The organism is Gordonia jacobaea (genome assembly GCF_965344965.1).
Lineage (GTDB): Bacteria > Actinomycetota > Actinomycetes > Mycobacteriales > Mycobacteriaceae > Gordonia > Gordonia jacobaea.
The window spans coordinates 619246-635461 of sequence record NZ_CBDRLS010000001.1 but is presented as its reverse complement, the minus strand read 5'-3'; the positions used below and the strand labels follow the sequence as shown (position 1 = coordinate 635461).

Annotated in this window: 15 protein-coding genes; 11 read left to right on the top strand and 4 right to left on the bottom strand. The window is 65.9% G+C overall.

The features are described from left to right. Positions 1–24: 24 nt before the first annotated feature. Both ACRVY7_RS02870 and ACRVY7_RS02865 read right to left on the bottom strand, forming a co-directional pair. Positions 25–1107, bottom strand: a complete 1083-nt coding sequence (locus ACRVY7_RS02870) for an XdhC family protein (RefSeq protein ID WP_431815915.1) — start codon at positions 1105–1107, stop codon at positions 25–27. A gap of 50 nt (positions 1108–1157) precedes the next feature. Continuing rightward, positions 1158–1769 (bottom strand): TetR/AcrR family transcriptional regulator, encoded by a 612-nt coding sequence (locus ACRVY7_RS02865; protein WP_049698074.1) that lies wholly within the window; start codon positions 1767–1769, stop codon positions 1158–1160. Between the two features lie 206 nt (positions 1770–1975). Between ACRVY7_RS02865 and ACRVY7_RS02860 the strand changes: the two genes are divergently transcribed. The 3 genes from ACRVY7_RS02860 to ACRVY7_RS02850 all read left to right on the top strand — a co-directional run bounded on the left by ACRVY7_RS02860 (position 1976) and on the right by ACRVY7_RS02850 (position 6058). Further along, the gene (locus ACRVY7_RS02860; protein WP_431815914.1) at positions 1976–3112 is read left to right on the top strand and encodes an MBL fold metallo-hydrolase; all 1137 of its coding nucleotides are present in this window, start codon (positions 1976–1978) and stop codon (positions 3110–3112) included. Beyond that, positions 3109–5676, top strand: coding sequence for an HAD-IC family P-type ATPase (locus ACRVY7_RS02855; RefSeq protein WP_431815913.1), 2568 nt, complete (start codon positions 3109–3111; stop codon positions 5674–5676). Before ACRVY7_RS02860 ends, ACRVY7_RS02855 begins: the two co-directional genes overlap by 4 nt. A 118-nt stretch (positions 5677–5794) precedes the next feature. Next, positions 5795–6058, top strand: a complete 264-nt coding sequence (locus tag ACRVY7_RS02850) for an antitoxin (protein WP_431815912.1) — start codon at positions 5795–5797, stop codon at positions 6056–6058. A gap of 70 nt (positions 6059–6128) precedes the next feature. Here the strand turns inward: ACRVY7_RS02850 and ACRVY7_RS02845 are convergent, their stop codons facing one another. Continuing rightward, positions 6129–6755, bottom strand: a complete 627-nt coding sequence (locus ACRVY7_RS02845; RefSeq protein WP_431815911.1) for a DNA-3-methyladenine glycosylase — start codon at positions 6753–6755, stop codon at positions 6129–6131. Here ACRVY7_RS02845 and ACRVY7_RS02840 point away from each other — a divergent pair. Then, positions 6733–7170, top strand: a complete 438-nt coding sequence (locus ACRVY7_RS02840) for a type II toxin-antitoxin system Rv0910 family toxin (protein WP_049698077.1) — start codon at positions 6733–6735, stop codon at positions 7168–7170. The genes ACRVY7_RS02845 and ACRVY7_RS02840 overlap by 23 nt on opposite strands. 706 nt (positions 7171–7876) lie before the next feature. Then, on the top strand, positions 7877–9445 hold the full coding sequence (locus tag ACRVY7_RS02835) for a VWA domain-containing protein (protein ID WP_431816379.1): 1569 nt from the start codon (positions 7877–7879) through the stop codon (positions 9443–9445). Between the two features lie 6 nt (positions 9446–9451). On the opposite strand, the gene ACRVY7_RS02830 is transcribed toward ACRVY7_RS02835, so the two are convergent. After that, positions 9452–10357 (bottom strand): LysR substrate-binding domain-containing protein, encoded by a 906-nt coding sequence (locus ACRVY7_RS02830; protein ID WP_431815910.1) that lies wholly within the window; start codon positions 10355–10357, stop codon positions 9452–9454. A gap of 92 nt (positions 10358–10449) precedes the next feature. Here ACRVY7_RS02830 and ACRVY7_RS02825 point away from each other — a divergent pair, with 92 nt between their 5' ends. The 6 genes from ACRVY7_RS02825 (at position 10450) to ACRVY7_RS02800 (ending at position 16206) form a co-directional block, all read left to right on the top strand. Continuing rightward, the gene (locus ACRVY7_RS02825) at positions 10450–11673 is read left to right on the top strand and encodes an acetyl-CoA C-acetyltransferase (protein WP_431815909.1); all 1224 of its coding nucleotides are present in this window, start codon (positions 10450–10452) and stop codon (positions 11671–11673) included. Then, positions 11670–12446, top strand: a complete 777-nt coding sequence (gene pcaD, locus ACRVY7_RS02820; RefSeq protein WP_431815908.1) for a 3-oxoadipate enol-lactonase — start codon at positions 11670–11672, stop codon at positions 12444–12446. The genes ACRVY7_RS02825 and pcaD overlap by 4 nt, the downstream gene beginning before the upstream one ends. Further along, on the top strand, positions 12443–13261 hold the full coding sequence (locus ACRVY7_RS02815; protein WP_431815907.1) for a CoA transferase subunit A: 819 nt from the start codon (positions 12443–12445) through the stop codon (positions 13259–13261). The genes pcaD and ACRVY7_RS02815 overlap by 4 nt, the downstream gene beginning before the upstream one ends. Further along, the gene (locus ACRVY7_RS02810; protein WP_049697856.1) at positions 13258–13899 is read left to right on the top strand and encodes a 3-oxoacid CoA-transferase subunit B; all 642 of its coding nucleotides are present in this window, start codon (positions 13258–13260) and stop codon (positions 13897–13899) included. The genes ACRVY7_RS02815 and ACRVY7_RS02810 overlap by 4 nt, the downstream gene beginning before the upstream one ends. A gap of 268 nt (positions 13900–14167) precedes the next feature. Next, the gene (locus ACRVY7_RS02805; protein ID WP_431815906.1) at positions 14168–15106 is read left to right on the top strand and encodes a LysR family transcriptional regulator; all 939 of its coding nucleotides are present in this window, start codon (positions 14168–14170) and stop codon (positions 15104–15106) included. Next, positions 15103–16206, top strand: a complete 1104-nt coding sequence (locus ACRVY7_RS02800; RefSeq protein ID WP_064870511.1) for a mandelate racemase/muconate lactonizing enzyme family protein — start codon at positions 15103–15105, stop codon at positions 16204–16206. Before ACRVY7_RS02805 ends, ACRVY7_RS02800 begins: the two co-directional genes overlap by 4 nt. Positions 16207–16216 lie beyond the last annotated feature (10 nt).

Here is a 16216-nt window from a genome sequence, read left to right as displayed (position 1 = left end):
GGTTCGCTTCAGGTCGGGTTCGCTTCAGCGATGGAGCGGACCCGACGTCGTGTGTAGTGGGGCAGCCGAAGCGGCATGACGATCCGCGATCAACTGCGCGGCGATCGAGACGGCGACCTCGGCAGGCGTGTGCCCCCCGAGGTCGAGTCCGAGTGGCGATCGTAGACGACTCAATTGTGCTGCGGTGACGCCGGATTCGACGAGGCGCTCGTTGCGATCGGCAACCGTCCGACGGGAGCCGAGTGCACCGACGAACCCCGCGTCGGAGTCGGCGAGCGCAACGCGAAGCGTCGGGACGTCGAACTTCGGGTCATGGGTCATCACGCAAATCGCGCTTGTGGCATCGACTGTGCCGGAACGTATCTCGGACTCGAGGTAGCGGTGCGGCCAGTCGACGACGACCTCGTCGGCGTCGGGAAAGCGTGCGCGGGTGGCGAATACGGGCCGCGCGTCGACGACGGTGACCCGATAGCCGAGCGAGCGTCCGATGCTGCTCGTGGCACGCACGAAGTCGTTGGCACCCACCAGGATCAACCGCGGGGGAGGGGCGAAGGTGTGTACGAACGTGCGCGGACGGTCGGCACCCGACTCCGCGGGCTCGTCGCAGTCGTCGACGCCGATGATGCCGCTGCGCCCCGACGCGAGGAGATCGGCGACATCGCGGCCGAGTCGACGCCATGGTTCGCTCATCGACGTCGTGATGTGCCACTCGGGGGAGTCGCTCAGCGTGGTTGCCCAGGCGACTCGACGGTCCGCCACGAGATGTCCGGCGAGGTCGTCCAACGCGCGTCGATGACCGGGGTCGATGCGCTCGACGAAGACCTCCAGAGATCCACCGCAGGTCAGGCCGACTTCGATGCCGTCGGGATCAGCAATACCGAAGTGCTCGACGACGGCGCAACCGTCGTCGAGCACGGTCATGCAGGTGTGGACGAGCGCTGATTCGACGCAGCCACCCGAGACCGACCCGATGACCTCGCCGTCGGCCGTGACAGCCATTGCAGCGCCGACGCCGCGCGGGGTCGGGCCGCTCGTGCCGATGATGCGAGCGATGGCGACCGGCCCACGACTGAGGCGATCGATCACCACTGGCAGAACGTCACGCATTGATCCAGTGTCGGCTCCGTGGCGTGGTTGCGCCACTCGGCGTCACCGTGTCAGCGCGGCGCGACGTGCGTCATGACATCACGCACCATCGACTCCGTGATGGCGCCGAGAGCGCTGTCGTCGGCAGTCGACAGGTAGACCAGGGTGATCGCGATGATGTTGGCGATGAACACGGGAGCAATGCGAGCGACCGGTGTGAGCCAATCGATCTGCGCCTGCTCGCCCGCCGCGGCCAGCCCTTGTGCCGCAAGCGCATAGAGATGCTCGTACATCTGCTTGCCCGCCGGCTGCAATTCGGGATGGTTGTGCGCGTAGATGCCGAGCGAGATGGTCGCCTGGAGCCGCCCGGGGTCGGCTTTGAGCATCATGTAGAACGCGTCGAGTTGCTCGAACATCTTGGTACGCATCGCCTCGACGCCGACCGCCGACGATTCGCCCACCGGCAGTAGCGACTCGAGCATGAGCGAAACATCCTCGGGCACAGCCTTTTCCATCACTGCCCAGAGCAGTGCGGTGCGGCTTTCGAATGCGTAGTGGAAGCTCGCGAGTGGCATTCCGGCATGCGCACAGATGCGCCGCGTGGTCGCGCCTTCGACGCCGTGATCGGCAATCACGCGATACGCGGATTCGACGAGCGCTGTGCGCCTGTCATCGACGGACATCCGAGCCAACGGACCGCTCACTCCCCAGTTGAAACGGATAGGTGTCGGAAGCGTATCAGGGTCGATGTCGCCACGAGAACGATTGTCCACCGATGCGACTCGACGCGCGTCCGATTGATCGTGGTGCAGAAGCGATAGTGTGGCGGAATGGTCGCAAGGAGTTCTCGCAGGACATCGAATTCCCCACAAGACAGGGAACCCCGCTCATGATCAGTCGTCTCGCCGACGTCGGGGTGCGAGTGGCCGATTCGGCAACCGGCGCATTGTCGGCAGCAGGACTGCCCGCGGCCCGCGCGCTCGGCGCCGATCGCGACGCGATCCGGCCGTACGTCGAATCGTCGGAGTATCTCGTCGACGGCGCGTTCGTCAATCCCGAACCTTCGGCATCCGGAGCGACTCCCGACTTCCAGGTTGCCCTCGACATGGCTCGCGGCCCTGGCAGGCCGAGCCGACCGGTCCTCGTCACCGTGCCACGATTCGACGCAGAGCCCGGCAAGCTCACCGTCACCTGGCTCGGGCACGCGTCGGCACTCGTAGAGCTCGACGGCACCCGCATCCTCACCGACCCGGTGTTCAGCCAACGGTGCTCCCCGTGGCAGCAGGTGGGGCCGGCCCGACTGCATCCGGTGCCCGTCACCGTTGCCGACCTCCCGCAGATCGACGTCGTGTTGCTCAGTCACGATCACTATGACCACCTCGACATGGACACGGTCGTCGCCTTGGCAGACGCATCGCCCGAGGCGGTGTTCATCGCGCCCGTCGGTGTCGCTGCGCACCTCGTGAGCTGGGGAATCCCCGCTGACCGCATCCGGCAGGCAGACGTCTGGCAGAGCGTCTCTGTCCTGTGCGGAGCGACCTCACTCGAGTTCTTCTGCGGACCGGCCCGCCACTTCTCCGGACGCGGACTCACCCGCAACCTCACACAGTGGGCGAGTTGGGCCGTCGTGGGACCCGAGCACCGGTTCTTCTTCTCCGGCGACACCGGCTACAGCGAGCGGTTCGAAGAACTCGGTGCACGACACGGACCGTTCGACCTGACGCTCATTGCCGTCGGCGCATACGACCCGTCGTGGCCGGAGGTGCACGTCGACCCGGAGGAAGCCGTCGCGATACATCGGATGCTGTCGGGCGAAGCGGGCTCCGACTCGGTGTTCCTGCCGATTCACTGGGGAACCTTCAGTCTCGCGAGGCATGCGTGGGCCGATCCCATCACACGTCTGCTGCCCGCAGCAGAGCGAAACAACACGTCCGTCGTCGTGCCGCAGCCCGGCGGCACCATCGACATCACCGCGCGTATCGGGACCGGACTGCGCACACCCACGTGGTGGGAGACCTCGGCGTGAGCGAGCAGAGCACTGCGGCCCCCGAGCGGGGCCTCACGGCCGACGAGGTCGCACAGCGCGTCGCCGAAGGCAAGGTCAACGACATGCCCGACCGCTCGGGGCGCTCGGTCGGCGACATCATCAAGGCCAACGTCTTCACCCGGATCAACGCGATCCTCGGGGTGCTGTTCGCGATCGTGGTCTTCACCGGCTCGCTCATCAACGGGCTGTTCGGTCTGCTGATCATCGCCAACAGCGGTATCGGCATCATCCAGGAGATCCGCGCCAAGAAGACCCTCGACAAACTCGCCATCGTCGGACAGGCCAAACCGCGTGTGCGACGCGACGGCGAGGTCACCGAGATCCCGCCGAACGAGGTGGTGCTCGACGACATCATCGAGATCGGTGCGGGCGATCAGATCGTCGTCGATGGCGAGGTCGTCGAGTCGTATGTCCTCGACGTCGACGAGTCGCTGCTGACCGGCGAGGCCGATCCCATCGACAAATCCGCCGGAGACAAGGTGCTGTCCGGCAGCTTCGCGGTGTCCGGGGCGGGCGCCTACCGCGCGACGAAGGTGGGCGCCGACGCGTATGCCGCGCAGTTGGCCTCCGAGGCGTCGAAGTTCACGCTCGTGTCGTCGGAGTTGCGTTCGGGCATCAATCAGATCCTGCGGGTCATCACCTGGCTGTTGATTCCCGCGGGGCTGCTGACCATCGTCAACCAGCTTTTCATCAGCAACAACGGTCTTCGTGCATCGCTGCTCGGCATGGTCGCGGCGCTCGTTCCGATGGTTCCGGAAGGCCTGGTGCTGATGATGTCGATCGCATTCGCGGTCGGCGTCATTCGTCTCGGGCAGCGGCAGTGTCTGGTCAACGAACTACCAGCGATCGAAGGCCTCGCGCGCGTCAACATCGTGTGCGCCGACAAGACCGGCACACTCACCGAGAACGGCATGCGCGTCTCGGAGCTGCGGATCATCGGTGATGACGGAAAAGTCGACGACGGAACGGCTGAGAACGGCAGCGGGGCAGGCGCGTCGTCGAATCGTCGTACGGAGGCCGAGCAGGCACTCGCCGCGTTGGCGAAGAACGATCGCAGTCCCAACGCGAGCATGCAGGCCGTCGGCGAGGTGTACGACGACGCGCCCGACTGGACGACGTCGGCCGTCGAACCGTTCACCTCCGCCAAGAAGTGGAGCGGCATGTCGTTCGTCGATGCCGACGGCAACGACGCGGGCAACTGGGTCCTCGGAGCCCCCGATGTGCTGCTCGACGACGACTCCGAACCGGCGCGCGTCGCCAGCGATCTCGGGGCACAGGGCCTACGCATACTGCTCCTGGCACGGCTCGACGTCGCTGTCGACACCGAGCCGGACGCGGGATCGGCGACGCCCGGGCACCTGACCCCCGTCGCACTCGTGGTGCTCGAGCAGCGGGTCCGTTCGGATGCTCGTCCCACCCTCGACTACTTCGAGGAGCAGGACGTTGCCGTCAAGATCATCTCCGGCGACAACGCCCGCTCGGTGGGCGCAGTCGCCGAGTCGCTTGGCCTCGGCTCACCCGACACCTCCGTCGATGCGCGCGACTTGCCGACCGAGCCCAACCAACTCGCGCACGCCGTCGAAGACGGCGTCACGTTCGGGCGTGTGCGGCCCGACCAGAAGCGTGCGATGGTGCGCGCATTGCAGTCCGATGGCAACAACGTCGCCATGACCGGAGACGGCGTCAACGACGTGCTCGCGCTCAAGGACGCAGACATCGGCGTCGCGATGGGGTCGGGAAGTTCTGCCGCTCGATCGGTGGCACAGATCGTGTTGTTGGACAACAAGTTCGCGACGCTGCCCTATGTCGTCGGTGAGGGTCGTCGGGTTATCGGCAACATCGAGCGTGTCTCCAACCTGTTCCTCACCAAGACCGTCTACGCGGTGCTGCTGGCGCTGTTCGTGGGTATCGCAGGGCTCGGAGCGAAGCTGTTCGGCACACCGTCGATCAGCTATCCGTTCCAGCCGATCCACGTGACGATCGCCGCGTGGTTCACCATCGGTATTCCGGCTTTCATCCTGTCGCTCGCACCCAACAACGAGCGGGCTCGTCCCGGATTCGTGCGGCGCGTGCTGACACAGGCGGTGCCCAACGGAATCATCGTCGGGCTGTGCGCATTCGTCACCTATCTGATCGTCAATCCGGGCGGGTCGGGCAACTCGCTGGGCGGCGACTCGGTGGAGCTGTCGCCACATCAGACACAGGCCGCGACAGCAACTCTGATCACGCTGATCGCCATCGCGGTCTACGTCCTGGCTGTTGTCGCGCGCCCGTACACGTGGTGGAAGGTGCTGCTGATCGCGGTGTCCGCGGGCGCATACGTGCTGATCTTCTCGTGGCCGTTCACCCAGCACATGTTCAAACTCGACTCGTCGAACTGGCAGATGAACTCGGTTGCATTTATTTCAGCGGCCGTCGGCATCGTGGCCGTCGAGATCATGTCGCGGATCGGGCCGCGCATCATCGCTCGTCACGAGCGTGAACGTGACGACGCTGAGCAGACGAGCCTTCGGGCCGATAACACGCGGGCGGCTCAGTCCTGATTTCTGGTCCATTGGTCCGTGGTTCCGACCCGCCGATGGACATAGACTCGACTGCACGCGACGCTGCTCCCGCGGCGTCGACGTCGACCCAATCACCGAGTGTGACCAGGAGCAGACCATGGATCTCAAAGGACTCGTCGACAAGGCGAAGGAAGCACTCCGGGGCAACCCGAGTCTGATCGACAAGGGTGGCGACGCCATCGACAAGGCCACCGGCGGCAAGTACGCCGACCAGGTCGACAAGGCACAGGACGCGGCACGCAAGGCTGTCGGTGCGGAAGACGCGCCCGCTGAGCAGAAGCCGGCCGAACAGCAGCCGGCGCAGCAGCCCGCAGCCGAGCAGAAGCCTGCCGGGGATCAGCAGCCACCGGCCAACGGCTGAGCGAGTTCGAACCGAGTTGCGGTTGCTGTGGGGTGCGGAATCCGCGCCTCTCGGCAACCGCAACTGTTGTCTAGTCGGCCCGAGGATGGCGACGGTACGCCGACACCGTCGGATCGTCGGTGATCCAATACCGCCACGCGACGTCGGCGTTGCGTCGAACTCCGACACGGGGCCCAGAGCTGATCGGCACGGAGTTGATAGGCCCCGAGCCGGCGGGGTGGGAGTCGATCTCGTCGGGTGCGATGAATCGGACCCCGCGCGAGCGTGGAGCGTCGAGGTCGACGCCGAGATCGTCCATCGTGATCCCGAGCGACTTGGCCAGATTTCCCGGCCCGCGGGCCAGGCGCGCCGGTGCGATGTGTTCCCCGCGCCTCCGGAGCGCAACGTCGAGGCCGTCGACCACTTCGCCCGCACGCAGCAGTACCGCCGACGCTTCGCCGTCGGGTCCGGTGACGACGTTGGCGCAGAAGTGACCGTGGATGCGGTACACATACAGCCTCGACGGCGGTCCGTACATGATCTCCGAACGGGGCGTCCGCGTGTACGCGTGCGAGGCCGGATCGAGCGGGCCCGCATACGCCTCGACCTCGGTGATCCGGATGGTCACATCGTGCCCGCGCAGAAATCGGCCCAGCATCGAACGTGCGGCAGTGGTGACGCTAGGCTGACGAACCATGGCTAAGACGAGCAGCTCCATCGAGGTCGATCTTTCTCCGGAAGATACCTGGTCAGCAGCGTCGGATCTCAGTCGGTACTCGGAGTGGCTGCTTCTGCACGACGGTTGGCGTTCACCGATACCCGGCCCCGGCGAACTCGAAAAGGGCACGAAGGTCTCGTCTGTCGTCAAGGTCAAAGGCACACGCATCCGGTTCGACTGGGTCGTTGAGACGTACGACCCGACGAGCCAGGTCCGTCTCAAGGGCAACGGCAAGGGTGGGATCAAGGCGAAACTCGATCTCGCCATATCTCCCACGGAGACCGGCTCGTCAGTAGTCTTCACTCTTGATCTGGGTGGGCTACCGCTGATCGGCCCCGCGGGGAAGGCCGCGGCAATGGCCGTCTCGGGCGACCTGAACAAGTCGCTGGACACCTTCGCCGAGGTCTTTGCGTAGAACTCTCCGGAGTCGACCGCAGACATACTTCTCGGCGCGCGCAGCGCCGATGACACCAGGGGGACGCACGACAATGGGGCGGCACTTTTCCGACTCCGATTCCGACGGCCAGGAGGTCGAGGGTCAGGGATTTAGCGGTCAGGGGCCCGGGAGCAACCGGGGTGATCAGCGTCGCGAACCCGGCGCGCCCGACCGTGGCACCGGGTTACCCAACGACCCGACCCGTGCCGGCGCGCGTCCGACGCCGCCGCGACGGACCCCACCTCCTCCCGGTCCCCGGCAGCAGAATCCTCCTCCGCAGCAGACTCCTCCTCGGCAACAGACTCCCGGCCACCAAGCTCCTCGGCCCCAGACCTCGCGCCCCCAAGCCGCGCGGCCCCAGGCCCCGCAGAGCCAGGCCCCGCAGAGCCAGGCTCCGCAGCGCCGGGAGCCGCAAGGCCAGACGCCCGCGCAGCAGCGTCGACCGGACGGGTCGTCGAATACCGGGGCGTCAACAACTGCGGCGCCGAAGACACCGTCCTCGACGCCCCGACCTGCCTCGGGTCGCCAGGCTGCGCAACCCGCCTCGGGTCGCCAGGCTGCGGCGGCCGGGGTGGCGGCGTCGAGCGGCCAGACGGCACCGCGTGGAAGCAGATCGACGCGCAAGGGTGGCTCGGGCGACGGTTTCGGATTCGAGCATCGTGAGGCGCGCAGCGGTCGTCGAGGGATGTGGTTGTGGAGCGCGGCCGCACTGCTGCTGGTCGTCGCGATCGTCGGTGGCATAGCGATCTGGAAGTCCGGAATCGTCGGAGGCTGTGGCGACCGCACGTCGGTCAGCGTCGCGGCCGACCCGGCGATCAGAGACGCGGTCGCCGACGCCACGTCGAAGATGTCGTCGGATTCTTGCTACGACTACACCGTCACAGCGGTGGCAGGCGCCGACGTCCCGGGCCTGCTGACCAGCGGTGATAAGGCTCCAGATCTGTGGGTGCCCGATTCGTCGCAACAGGCGAGGCGGGTGACGACGCAGGTGCGTCGCCAATTCGACACCGTCTCACCGTCAATCGCCGCTACACCGGTCGTGGTGGCGGGTACGCAGGTCGGAAAGCTGTCGAACTGGGTCGACGTGATGAAGCTCGACGGTCTGCGCGCGGGCAACCCGATCGACACCAGCACCGGGGATGCGCCGATCGTCGGAGCGCTCGCCGAGGTCGACGCGGGCAAGCTCACCAACGACGACCTGACCGAAGCGATGACCGTGCTCGCGGTCCAGCAGAACAACGCTCGTCTGGTCAACGACAACGAGGGCACGCGGCTCAATCTGGCCAACACGTCGACGACGCCGGTGGTCACCACCGAGCAGCAGCTCACCTTGTTCACGCGAACGCATCCCGGTTCGAAGCTCAAGTCGTCGATCCCCGAGGACGGCACAGTGATGCTCGACTATCCGCTCGTCAATACCGCGCCGGAGTCGCGCGCGGAGACGGCGACGGCAGCGGGCAAAGACCTCTCCACCGCGCTGACTTCTGGCGACGGCGCGTCGTCGATCACCGACGCGGGATTCCGAAAGCCCGGTGATACAGAGGGTTTGACGGTATTGAAGCTCAGTGATCCGTCCCAGGTCGACAGGGCCCTACGGCAGTGGCAGGTTCTCGGCGTGCCGATTCGCTCACTTGTCGTCGAGGACACGTCGGGGTCTATGGCCGAGAGTGACGGCGGCGAGACGCGTGCGCAGTTGACCATCGACGCGTCGCTGACCGGTTTGAAGCTGTTCCCGAACAACACCGAGATCGGTATGTGGTCGTTCGGTGTCAACAAGGGCGGACAGGGGCAGGACTGGAAGGAACTGTCACCGATTCGTCGACTCGACGCTCCGGCGTCGGGCGGTGGCACGCACCTCGACGAGCTCACGGCAGCGGTGAAGGCGGGACTTGCGCCGTCGGAGCTGGGTGGTGGAACCGGACTCTACGACACCACTTTGGCAGCGTTCAAGAACGTCCAGGACAGCTACGACCCGAACTATTCGAACAGCGTCATCATCCTCACTGATGGCCGGAACGAGGACGCGAACAGCATCAGTCTCAGGCAACTGCTTTCGCAGCTCAAGCAGCTCGAGGATCCGGCGCGGCCCGTGCTCGTGCTCACCATCGGGATCTCCGACGACGCCGACACCGATGCTCTGAAGCAGATCGCCGAGGCAACCGGCGGGTCGTCGTACGTGGCGAAAAACGCAAGCGACATCCAGACGGTGTTCGTCGACGCGATCCGTGCTCGGGTGCAGGCGGCCGGCCGCTGACGTTGGTCAGCTCGGCAATGCTGACAGGTCGCGGGCGACGTCGCGGAGCACGTGTAGCGCTCGCTCGACGATCGGAGCGTCGGCGGTGACCAGACGTGCCGCGGCAAGATCGACGGGGTCGGCGTCGGGGGTCATCGGTAGGTAGCGGACCCCCGCGATTCCGAGCGCGGCGGTCGGCTCGGGCACGACGGCGACCCCGAGACCCGCCGCGACAAGCGTCACGAGCGTCGAGGTCTCCTGCACCTCGTGTCGGATCTGCGGGACGAATCCGGCAGCCGCACACAGGGTGGCCAGTTGGGTGTGCATCACCGAACGTCCTTGTCCCGCATGGGAGATGAAATCGTCGTCGTGCAGATCGGCGAGGGCAACGTGGTGCTGGTGTGCCCTGTTGTGACTGTCGGGAAGCGCCACCAGCAATCGGTCGCGCCGCACAGGCGTGACGATGACCTCGGGCGCCGTGATCGGTGGGCGTAGCAGGGCGAGATCGATGTCGCCCGCCAACAGCGCCGCGATCTGTGCGGGTGCGAGCATCTCGCCGCGCACACTGACGTCGACGTCGGGGAGCTCTTCGCGGAGCGCCCGGACGAAGCGGGGGAGCAGCGAGTAGGTCGCCGATCCGACGCACCCGATGGCGAGGCGGCCCTGTGTGCCCTCTGCGATCCGTTTGGCGTGCGTTCCGGCATGGTCGACGGCGTCGAGGATTGCGACGGTGCGTTCGAGATAAGCCTGACCCGCGGGCGTGAGTTCTACGGTGCGGGTGGTGCGGATGAGGAGTGGGAACCCGAGTTCGTTCTCGAGCTGACGGATCTGTTGCGACAGCGGTGGTTGCGCGATGTGCAGTCGTTCGGCAGCACGTCCGAAGTGCAGTTCCTCCGCCACAGCGCGGAAGTAGCGAAGGTGGCGCAGCTCCATCAGGCGTCTCCTCGATATTGATACTTCTGGCATCTTAGTCGATCCCAAATGAATACTTCTCAATATCGCTCGCAGTTCCTAGTGTTGAAACCATGAACGCCCCCACAGATATCGTGATCTGCTCGCCGCTGCGCACCCCGGTCGGCCGAATGGGAGGTGTCTTCGCGTCGCTGTCGGTCGCCGACCTCGCGACCGGCTTGCTGCGCGAACTGACGACGAGGACAAGTCTGGGTGAGGGTGACATCGACGACGTGATCCTCGGGCAGGGGTACTCCAATGGCGAGGCGCCGGCGCTGGGCAGGATCGCCGCGCTCGACGCAGGGCTCGGGGTCGGGGTACCGGGTATGCAGGTCGACCGCCGCTGCGGCTCGGGACTGCAGGCGATACTCAACGGCGCGGCGCAGGTCGCGACCGGAGGAGCGAATCTGGTGATCGCCGGTGGTGCGGAATCGATGTCGAACGTCGAGCACTACGCGCTCGGACTGCGCACCGGCGTACGCGCGGGCGGCGTCGAACTGATGGACCGGCTCGAACGCGGGCGTCTGACAGCGGGAGGCGAGTCGCATCCGGTGCCCGGCGGGATGATCGAGACCGCTGAGAACCTGCGTCGTGAGTACCGGATCGAACGCGACGAACAGGACGCGTTGGCGGTCCGGTCGCATCACCGTGCGGTCGCCGCACAGCGGGAGGGGCGCTTCGACGACGAGCTCGTCGCCGTCACCGTGCCCGGTCGACGCGGTAAGCCGGATACGGTCATCGATACCGACGAGCATCCCCGCGCCGACGCGAGTGTGGAATCGCTTGCGGGACTGCGCCCTGTACGCCAGCGCATCGACTCTGAGTCCACGGTCACCGCAGGCAACGCATCGGGTCAGAACGACGGCGCCGCGATGTGCATCGTCACGACACGGGCCGAAGCGGAACGTCGAGGTCTCGATCCGATGCTCACCCTGCGGTCGTGGGCGGTCAGCGGATGTGCCCCGGAGACAATGGGTCTCGGGCCCGTCGGTGCCACCGCGGCAGCGCTCGGCCGCGCCGACCTCACCCTCGACGACATCGACCTCATCGAACTGAACGAGGCGTTCGCCGCCCAGGTACTCGCGGTGCTCGCTGAGTGGAAGGTCGACGCCGAGGATGATCGATTGAATCCCAACGGATCCGGCATCTCACTCGGCCATCCCATCGGGGCAACGGGAGGTCGGATTCTTGCGACCGCTGCGTACGAGGCGCGGCGTCGTGATGCCCGGTACGTTCTCGAGACCATGTGCATCGGTGGCGGACAGGGGATCGCGGCGATCTTCGAGGCAACCCGATGAGCGCGGTCAAGGTCAGTGCGCACGTAACGGGCCGAACCGATGCGCCGGTCGTCATACTGTCGAATTCGCTTGGCTCCACTCATCGAATGTGGGACGCGCAGCTCTCGGCGCTCGAGCAACGTTTCCAGGTGGTGCGCTACGACACACGCGGACATGGTGATTCGCCGGTGCCGACGGGTCCGTACACGATCGACGACCTCGCCGACGACCTCATCGGTGTGCTCGATCGATTCGACATCGCGTCGGCCCACGTGGTCGGACTCTCCCTCGGCGGACTGACCGCGATGCGGGTGGCGATCCGCAACCCCGAGCGGGTTGATGCCCTTGCGCTCCTGTGCACCGCAGCGTGTTTCGCGCCTCCGCAACCTTGGCTTGATCGTGCGGCAACCGTGCGTGCCGACGGCACAGGGGCGATCGCCGATGCGATTCTCACACGCTGGTTCACCGCGGAATACCTTGCCGACGAACGTAATACGGACACGGTCGCGTGGTATCGCGCGATGATCGCAGGCACCCCGGCAGAGGGATACGCAGCCTGCTGCGAGGCGCTCGCCACTGCGGATGTGCGCGCCGAACTCGGGGCCATCAAGGCGTCGACGCTCGCAATCGCAGGCGCCGATGATCCCGCGACGCCGCCCGATCGTCTCGCCGAGATCGTCGATGCGGTGCCCGACGGACGACTGGAAGTCGTCGGACACGCGGCCCACCTGGCCAATGCGCAACAGCCACAAGAGATCACACCTCTCCTTCTCGACCATCTGGAGCACTCATGACCAACGTCAATTCGCCTGCCCGGCACAGCAAAGTGGCCGACTCGGCCGCCAGCGCCGTCGCCGACATCCCCGACGGCGCAAGCCTCGCCGTCGGAGGTTTCGGACTCTCGGGCATTCCCAAGTTCCTCATCGACGCCCTGCTCGCGCAGGGAGCGAGTGGGCTGACCATCGTCTCCAACAACTGCGGCGTCGACGGTGCCGGCCTCGGCCTGCTTCTCGAAGCGCGGCGCATCGACAAGGTGATCGCGTCGTATATCGGCGAGAACAAGGAGTTCGGCCGCCAGTTCCTCGCGGGCGAGGTGACCGTCGAACTCACACCGCAGGGGACGCTCGCCGAGCGAATGCGGGCCGGCGGCAGCGGAATCGGCGCCTTCTACACGCCGACCGGGGTGGGCACTCCCGTCGAGGAGGGTGGTCTGCCGTGGCGATACAACTCCGACGGCTCGGTCGCACTCGCGTCGGCTCCGAAGGAGGTGCGGACATTCCACGGACGGCAGATGGTGCTCGAGGAATCGATCGTCACCGACTACGCGTTGATCCGTGCCGCCGTCGTCGACACCGCGGGGAACTGCTGTTTCCGCGCTGCCGCAAGGAATTTCAATCCTCCCGCAGCGATGGCCGGACGCATCACGATTGTCGAGGCAGAGCGCGTCGTCGAGGTCGGTGAACTCGAGCCCGACGAGGTGCACCTGCCCGGAATCTTCGTGCAGCGCGTCGTCGAATTGACGCCGCAGCAGGCCGAAGACAAGGGAATCGAACATCGGACAACCCGGCCGCATCCCGTGGCAGTCGGCGCAGCAGAGGTGGCATCATGACCTGGACCCGTAACGAAATGGCCGCGCGCGCAGCACAAGAGCTGCGACCCGGCGACTACGTCAACCTCGGCATCGGACTTCCGACGCTGATCCCCGACCAGATGCCCGACGACTCGGGGATCACCCTGCACGCGGAGAACGGCATCCTCGGCGTCGGCCCGTTTCCGTACGACGAGGACGTCGATCCGGATCTGATCAACGCGGGCAAGCAGACCGTGTCGACGCTGCCCGGCGCGTCGTTCTTCGATTCGGCCACCAGCTTCGCGATGATCCGCGGCGGGCACGTCGACGTCGCCGTACTCGGCGGCATGCAGGTTGCGATGAACGGCGACCTTGCCAACTGGATGGTCCCCGGAGCGATGGTCAAAGGCATCGGCGGCGCGATGGATCTCGTCAACGGTGCGGGTCAGGTCATTGTGCTCATGGAGCACGTCACCAAGAAGGGCGACCCGAAGCTCGTCGCCGCATGCTCGCTGCCGCTGACCGGGCGCTCCGTGGTGAGCCGGGTCATCACCGATCTCGGCGTATTCGACGTCGCGGCAGAGGGTTTCGACGTCGTCGAGCTCGCGCCCGGCGTCGAGTTCTCCGACGTCGAAGCGAAGACCGGCGCGCCGCTGCGGGCGTTGGCGTCGGCTTAGGTCGGCGGGTTTGGGGTTCGGGGCCCGCGCACTCTTCCGTGTATTTTGCGCTGTCCCGCTTCTATGACCGATTACGCATAGGGCTGTCGCAGCCCTGACCCACGTTCTGATTGATCGATGGCATCGATCAATCACACGAATATGAGTCCTTGTCTTGTATGGATCGGGCTTCTACCGTGGATCTCGAAAGTGGTGGCAGTCACATGGTGCCAGGGGAGTGACTCAGAATTCGCTCCTTCCGAGTAGTCGGCGCGAGAGGAGTGGTGACATGGAGCTACGACACCTGCGGTACTTCGTGGCCGTCGCCGACACGTGTCACTTCGGGCAGGCCGCTGCCACGCTGCACGTCGCGCAGCCCGCGCTGTCGTACGCGATCAGGCAACTCGAAGCAGAACTCGACGTCACGTTGATGACCAGAACGACTCGCCAGGTCTCACTCACTCCGGCAGGCCTCTACCTGCAGGCGGAGGCCAGGCGCATCCTCGGTGACGTCGACGGATGCGTCGACGAGGTACGACGTATCGCCGCCGGACGCAGTGGATTGGTGCGACTCGGACTGACCGGCATCGGGGCCTTCTCGCATCTGCCCAGGATCGCCCGCGCCGTCAAACAACAGCTCCCGGGCGTCGAGCTCGCGATCTCCGCGGACATGCTGACTCCGACACAGCGCGACGCGCTGGTCGCCGGCGAGATCGACCTCGGACTACTGCGACCGCCGGTGGCCGGTGACGGCATCGAGGTACGCACCATCGACGTCGAGCCGTTGGTCCTCGCCGTGGCCAGTGATCACCGGTTTGCATCCGAACCTGTTGTGGCGCTGCAAGATCTGCGCACCGAACCATTCGTGATGTACGACAGTCGTGACTCTGCGGTCAACGACGCCGTGTTGCGGTCTTGCAGGAGTGCGGATTTCATTCCGCAGCGGTCACACGAGGCGTCGGGAACACCCGTCCTACTCGCGCTGGTTGCCGCGGGACTCGGCGTCGCGGTACTTCCCGGCTCGGTGCGTGCACTGCAATCGGCAGGCGTCGTCATCCGCGAACTGGCCGACGCCGGCTCCATCGAAGTAGCGCTCGCATGGCGCACGGATGACACCAATCCACTCGTCGCGACCGTGTCCGAGGTGATCGCGGACGCATTCGGCTTGGCCGAGGCGCTCCCGAGGCCCGAGCTCACCGAACTCTTCCCACAAGGACCACACTCATGAAAATCACTGAGATCGAAGCGATTCCGTTCGCGATCCCGTACACCAAACCACTGCGCTTCGCCTCCGGTGAGGTCCACGCGGCCGAGCACGTACTCGTGCGGGTCCACACCGACGAGGGCATCGTCGGCGTCGCAGAGGCGCCGCCACGACCGTTCACCTACGGCGAGACGCAGGACGGCATCGTCGCAGTCATCGACAAGGTATTTGCCCCGCAGCTCGTTGGTCTGACAGTGCTCGAACGCGAGGTCATCGGTGAACGGCTCGCACGCACCGTCGGTAATCCGACCGCGAAGTCGGCGATCGACATGGCCGTCTGGGACGCACTCGGCAAGATCCTCGGCTACCCGGTCGCCGACCTGCTCGGCGGCTACACCGACCGCATGCGCGTCAGTCACATGCTCGGATTCGACGAACCGTCGGTCATGGTCGCCGAGGCCGCGCGCATGCGAGACACCTACGGCATCAACACGTTCAAGGTGAAGGTCGGGCGGCGGCCGGCTTCGCTCGACACAGCGGTGGTCCGCGCACTACGGGAGAGCTTCGGCGAGTCCATCGATCTCTACGTCGACGGCAATCGGGGGTGGTCGGCGTCGGAGTCTATGCGCGCCATGACCGAGATGGCCGACCTCGGCCTGCTCTTTGCCGAAGAGCTCTGTCCCGCAGACGATGTGCAGGGTCGGCGCTGGCTCGTCGAACGTCTCGACGTCCCCTTCATCGCCGACGAATCGGTCCCCGAACCCGCGGACATCACGCGCGAGGTGCTCGGCGGTTCGGCCACGGCGATCAGCATCAAAACGGCCCGAACGGGTTTCACCAGATCGAGGCGGGCGCACCACCTCGCAGAAGGCCTCGGCCTCGAGGTGGTGATGGGCAATCAGATCGACGGACAGCTCGGCACCGCATGCACTCTCGCGTTCGGAACGGCCTTCGAGCTGACGTCACGGCAGGCCGGTGAGCTCTCGAACTTCCTCGACATGAGCGACGACCTACTCGCCGAGCCGCTGCAGATCTCCGACGGCCTGCTGCATCGCTCCGAAGCGCCGGGTATCGGTGTCGAGATCGATCCCGAAAAACTCACCCACTACCGACTCGACCACTGAGAGAAGACCA

What these genes read in the sequence shown, in the direction of transcription:
- ACRVY7_RS02870 (WP_431815915.1), bottom strand. Translation starts at nt 1,107, where the DNA reads ATGCGTGACGTTCTGCCAGTGGTGATCGATCGCCTCAGTCGTGGGCCG.
- ACRVY7_RS02865 (WP_049698074.1), bottom strand. Translation starts at nt 1,769, where the DNA reads ATGTCCGTCGATGACAGGCGCACAGCGCTCGTCGAATCCGCGTATCGC.
- ACRVY7_RS02860 (WP_431815914.1), top strand. Translation starts at nt 1,976, where the DNA reads ATGATCAGTCGTCTCGCCGACGTCGGGGTGCGAGTGGCCGATTCGGCA.
- ACRVY7_RS02850 (WP_431815912.1), top strand. Translation starts at nt 5,795, where the DNA reads ATGGATCTCAAAGGACTCGTCGACAAGGCGAAGGAAGCACTCCGGGGC.
- ACRVY7_RS02840 (WP_049698077.1), top strand. Translation starts at nt 6,733, where the DNA reads ATGGCTAAGACGAGCAGCTCCATCGAGGTCGATCTTTCTCCGGAAGAT.
- ACRVY7_RS02845 (WP_431815911.1), bottom strand. Translation starts at nt 6,755, where the DNA reads ATGGAGCTGCTCGTCTTAGCCATGGTTCGTCAGCCTAGCGTCACCACT.
- ACRVY7_RS02835 (WP_431816379.1), top strand. Translation starts at nt 7,877, where the DNA reads ATGTGGTTGTGGAGCGCGGCCGCACTGCTGCTGGTCGTCGCGATCGTC.
- ACRVY7_RS02830 (WP_431815910.1), bottom strand. Translation starts at nt 10,357, where the DNA reads ATGGAGCTGCGCCACCTTCGCTACTTCCGCGCTGTGGCGGAGGAACTG.
- ACRVY7_RS02825 (WP_431815909.1), top strand. Translation starts at nt 10,450, where the DNA reads ATGAACGCCCCCACAGATATCGTGATCTGCTCGCCGCTGCGCACCCCG.
- pcaD (WP_431815908.1), top strand. Translation starts at nt 11,670, where the DNA reads ATGAGCGCGGTCAAGGTCAGTGCGCACGTAACGGGCCGAACCGATGCG.
- ACRVY7_RS02815 (WP_431815907.1), top strand. Translation starts at nt 12,443, where the DNA reads ATGACCAACGTCAATTCGCCTGCCCGGCACAGCAAAGTGGCCGACTCG.
- ACRVY7_RS02810 (WP_049697856.1), top strand. Translation starts at nt 13,258, where the DNA reads ATGACCTGGACCCGTAACGAAATGGCCGCGCGCGCAGCACAAGAGCTG.
- ACRVY7_RS02805 (WP_431815906.1), top strand. Translation starts at nt 14,168, where the DNA reads ATGGAGCTACGACACCTGCGGTACTTCGTGGCCGTCGCCGACACGTGT.
- ACRVY7_RS02800 (WP_064870511.1), top strand. Translation starts at nt 15,103, where the DNA reads ATGAAAATCACTGAGATCGAAGCGATTCCGTTCGCGATCCCGTACACC.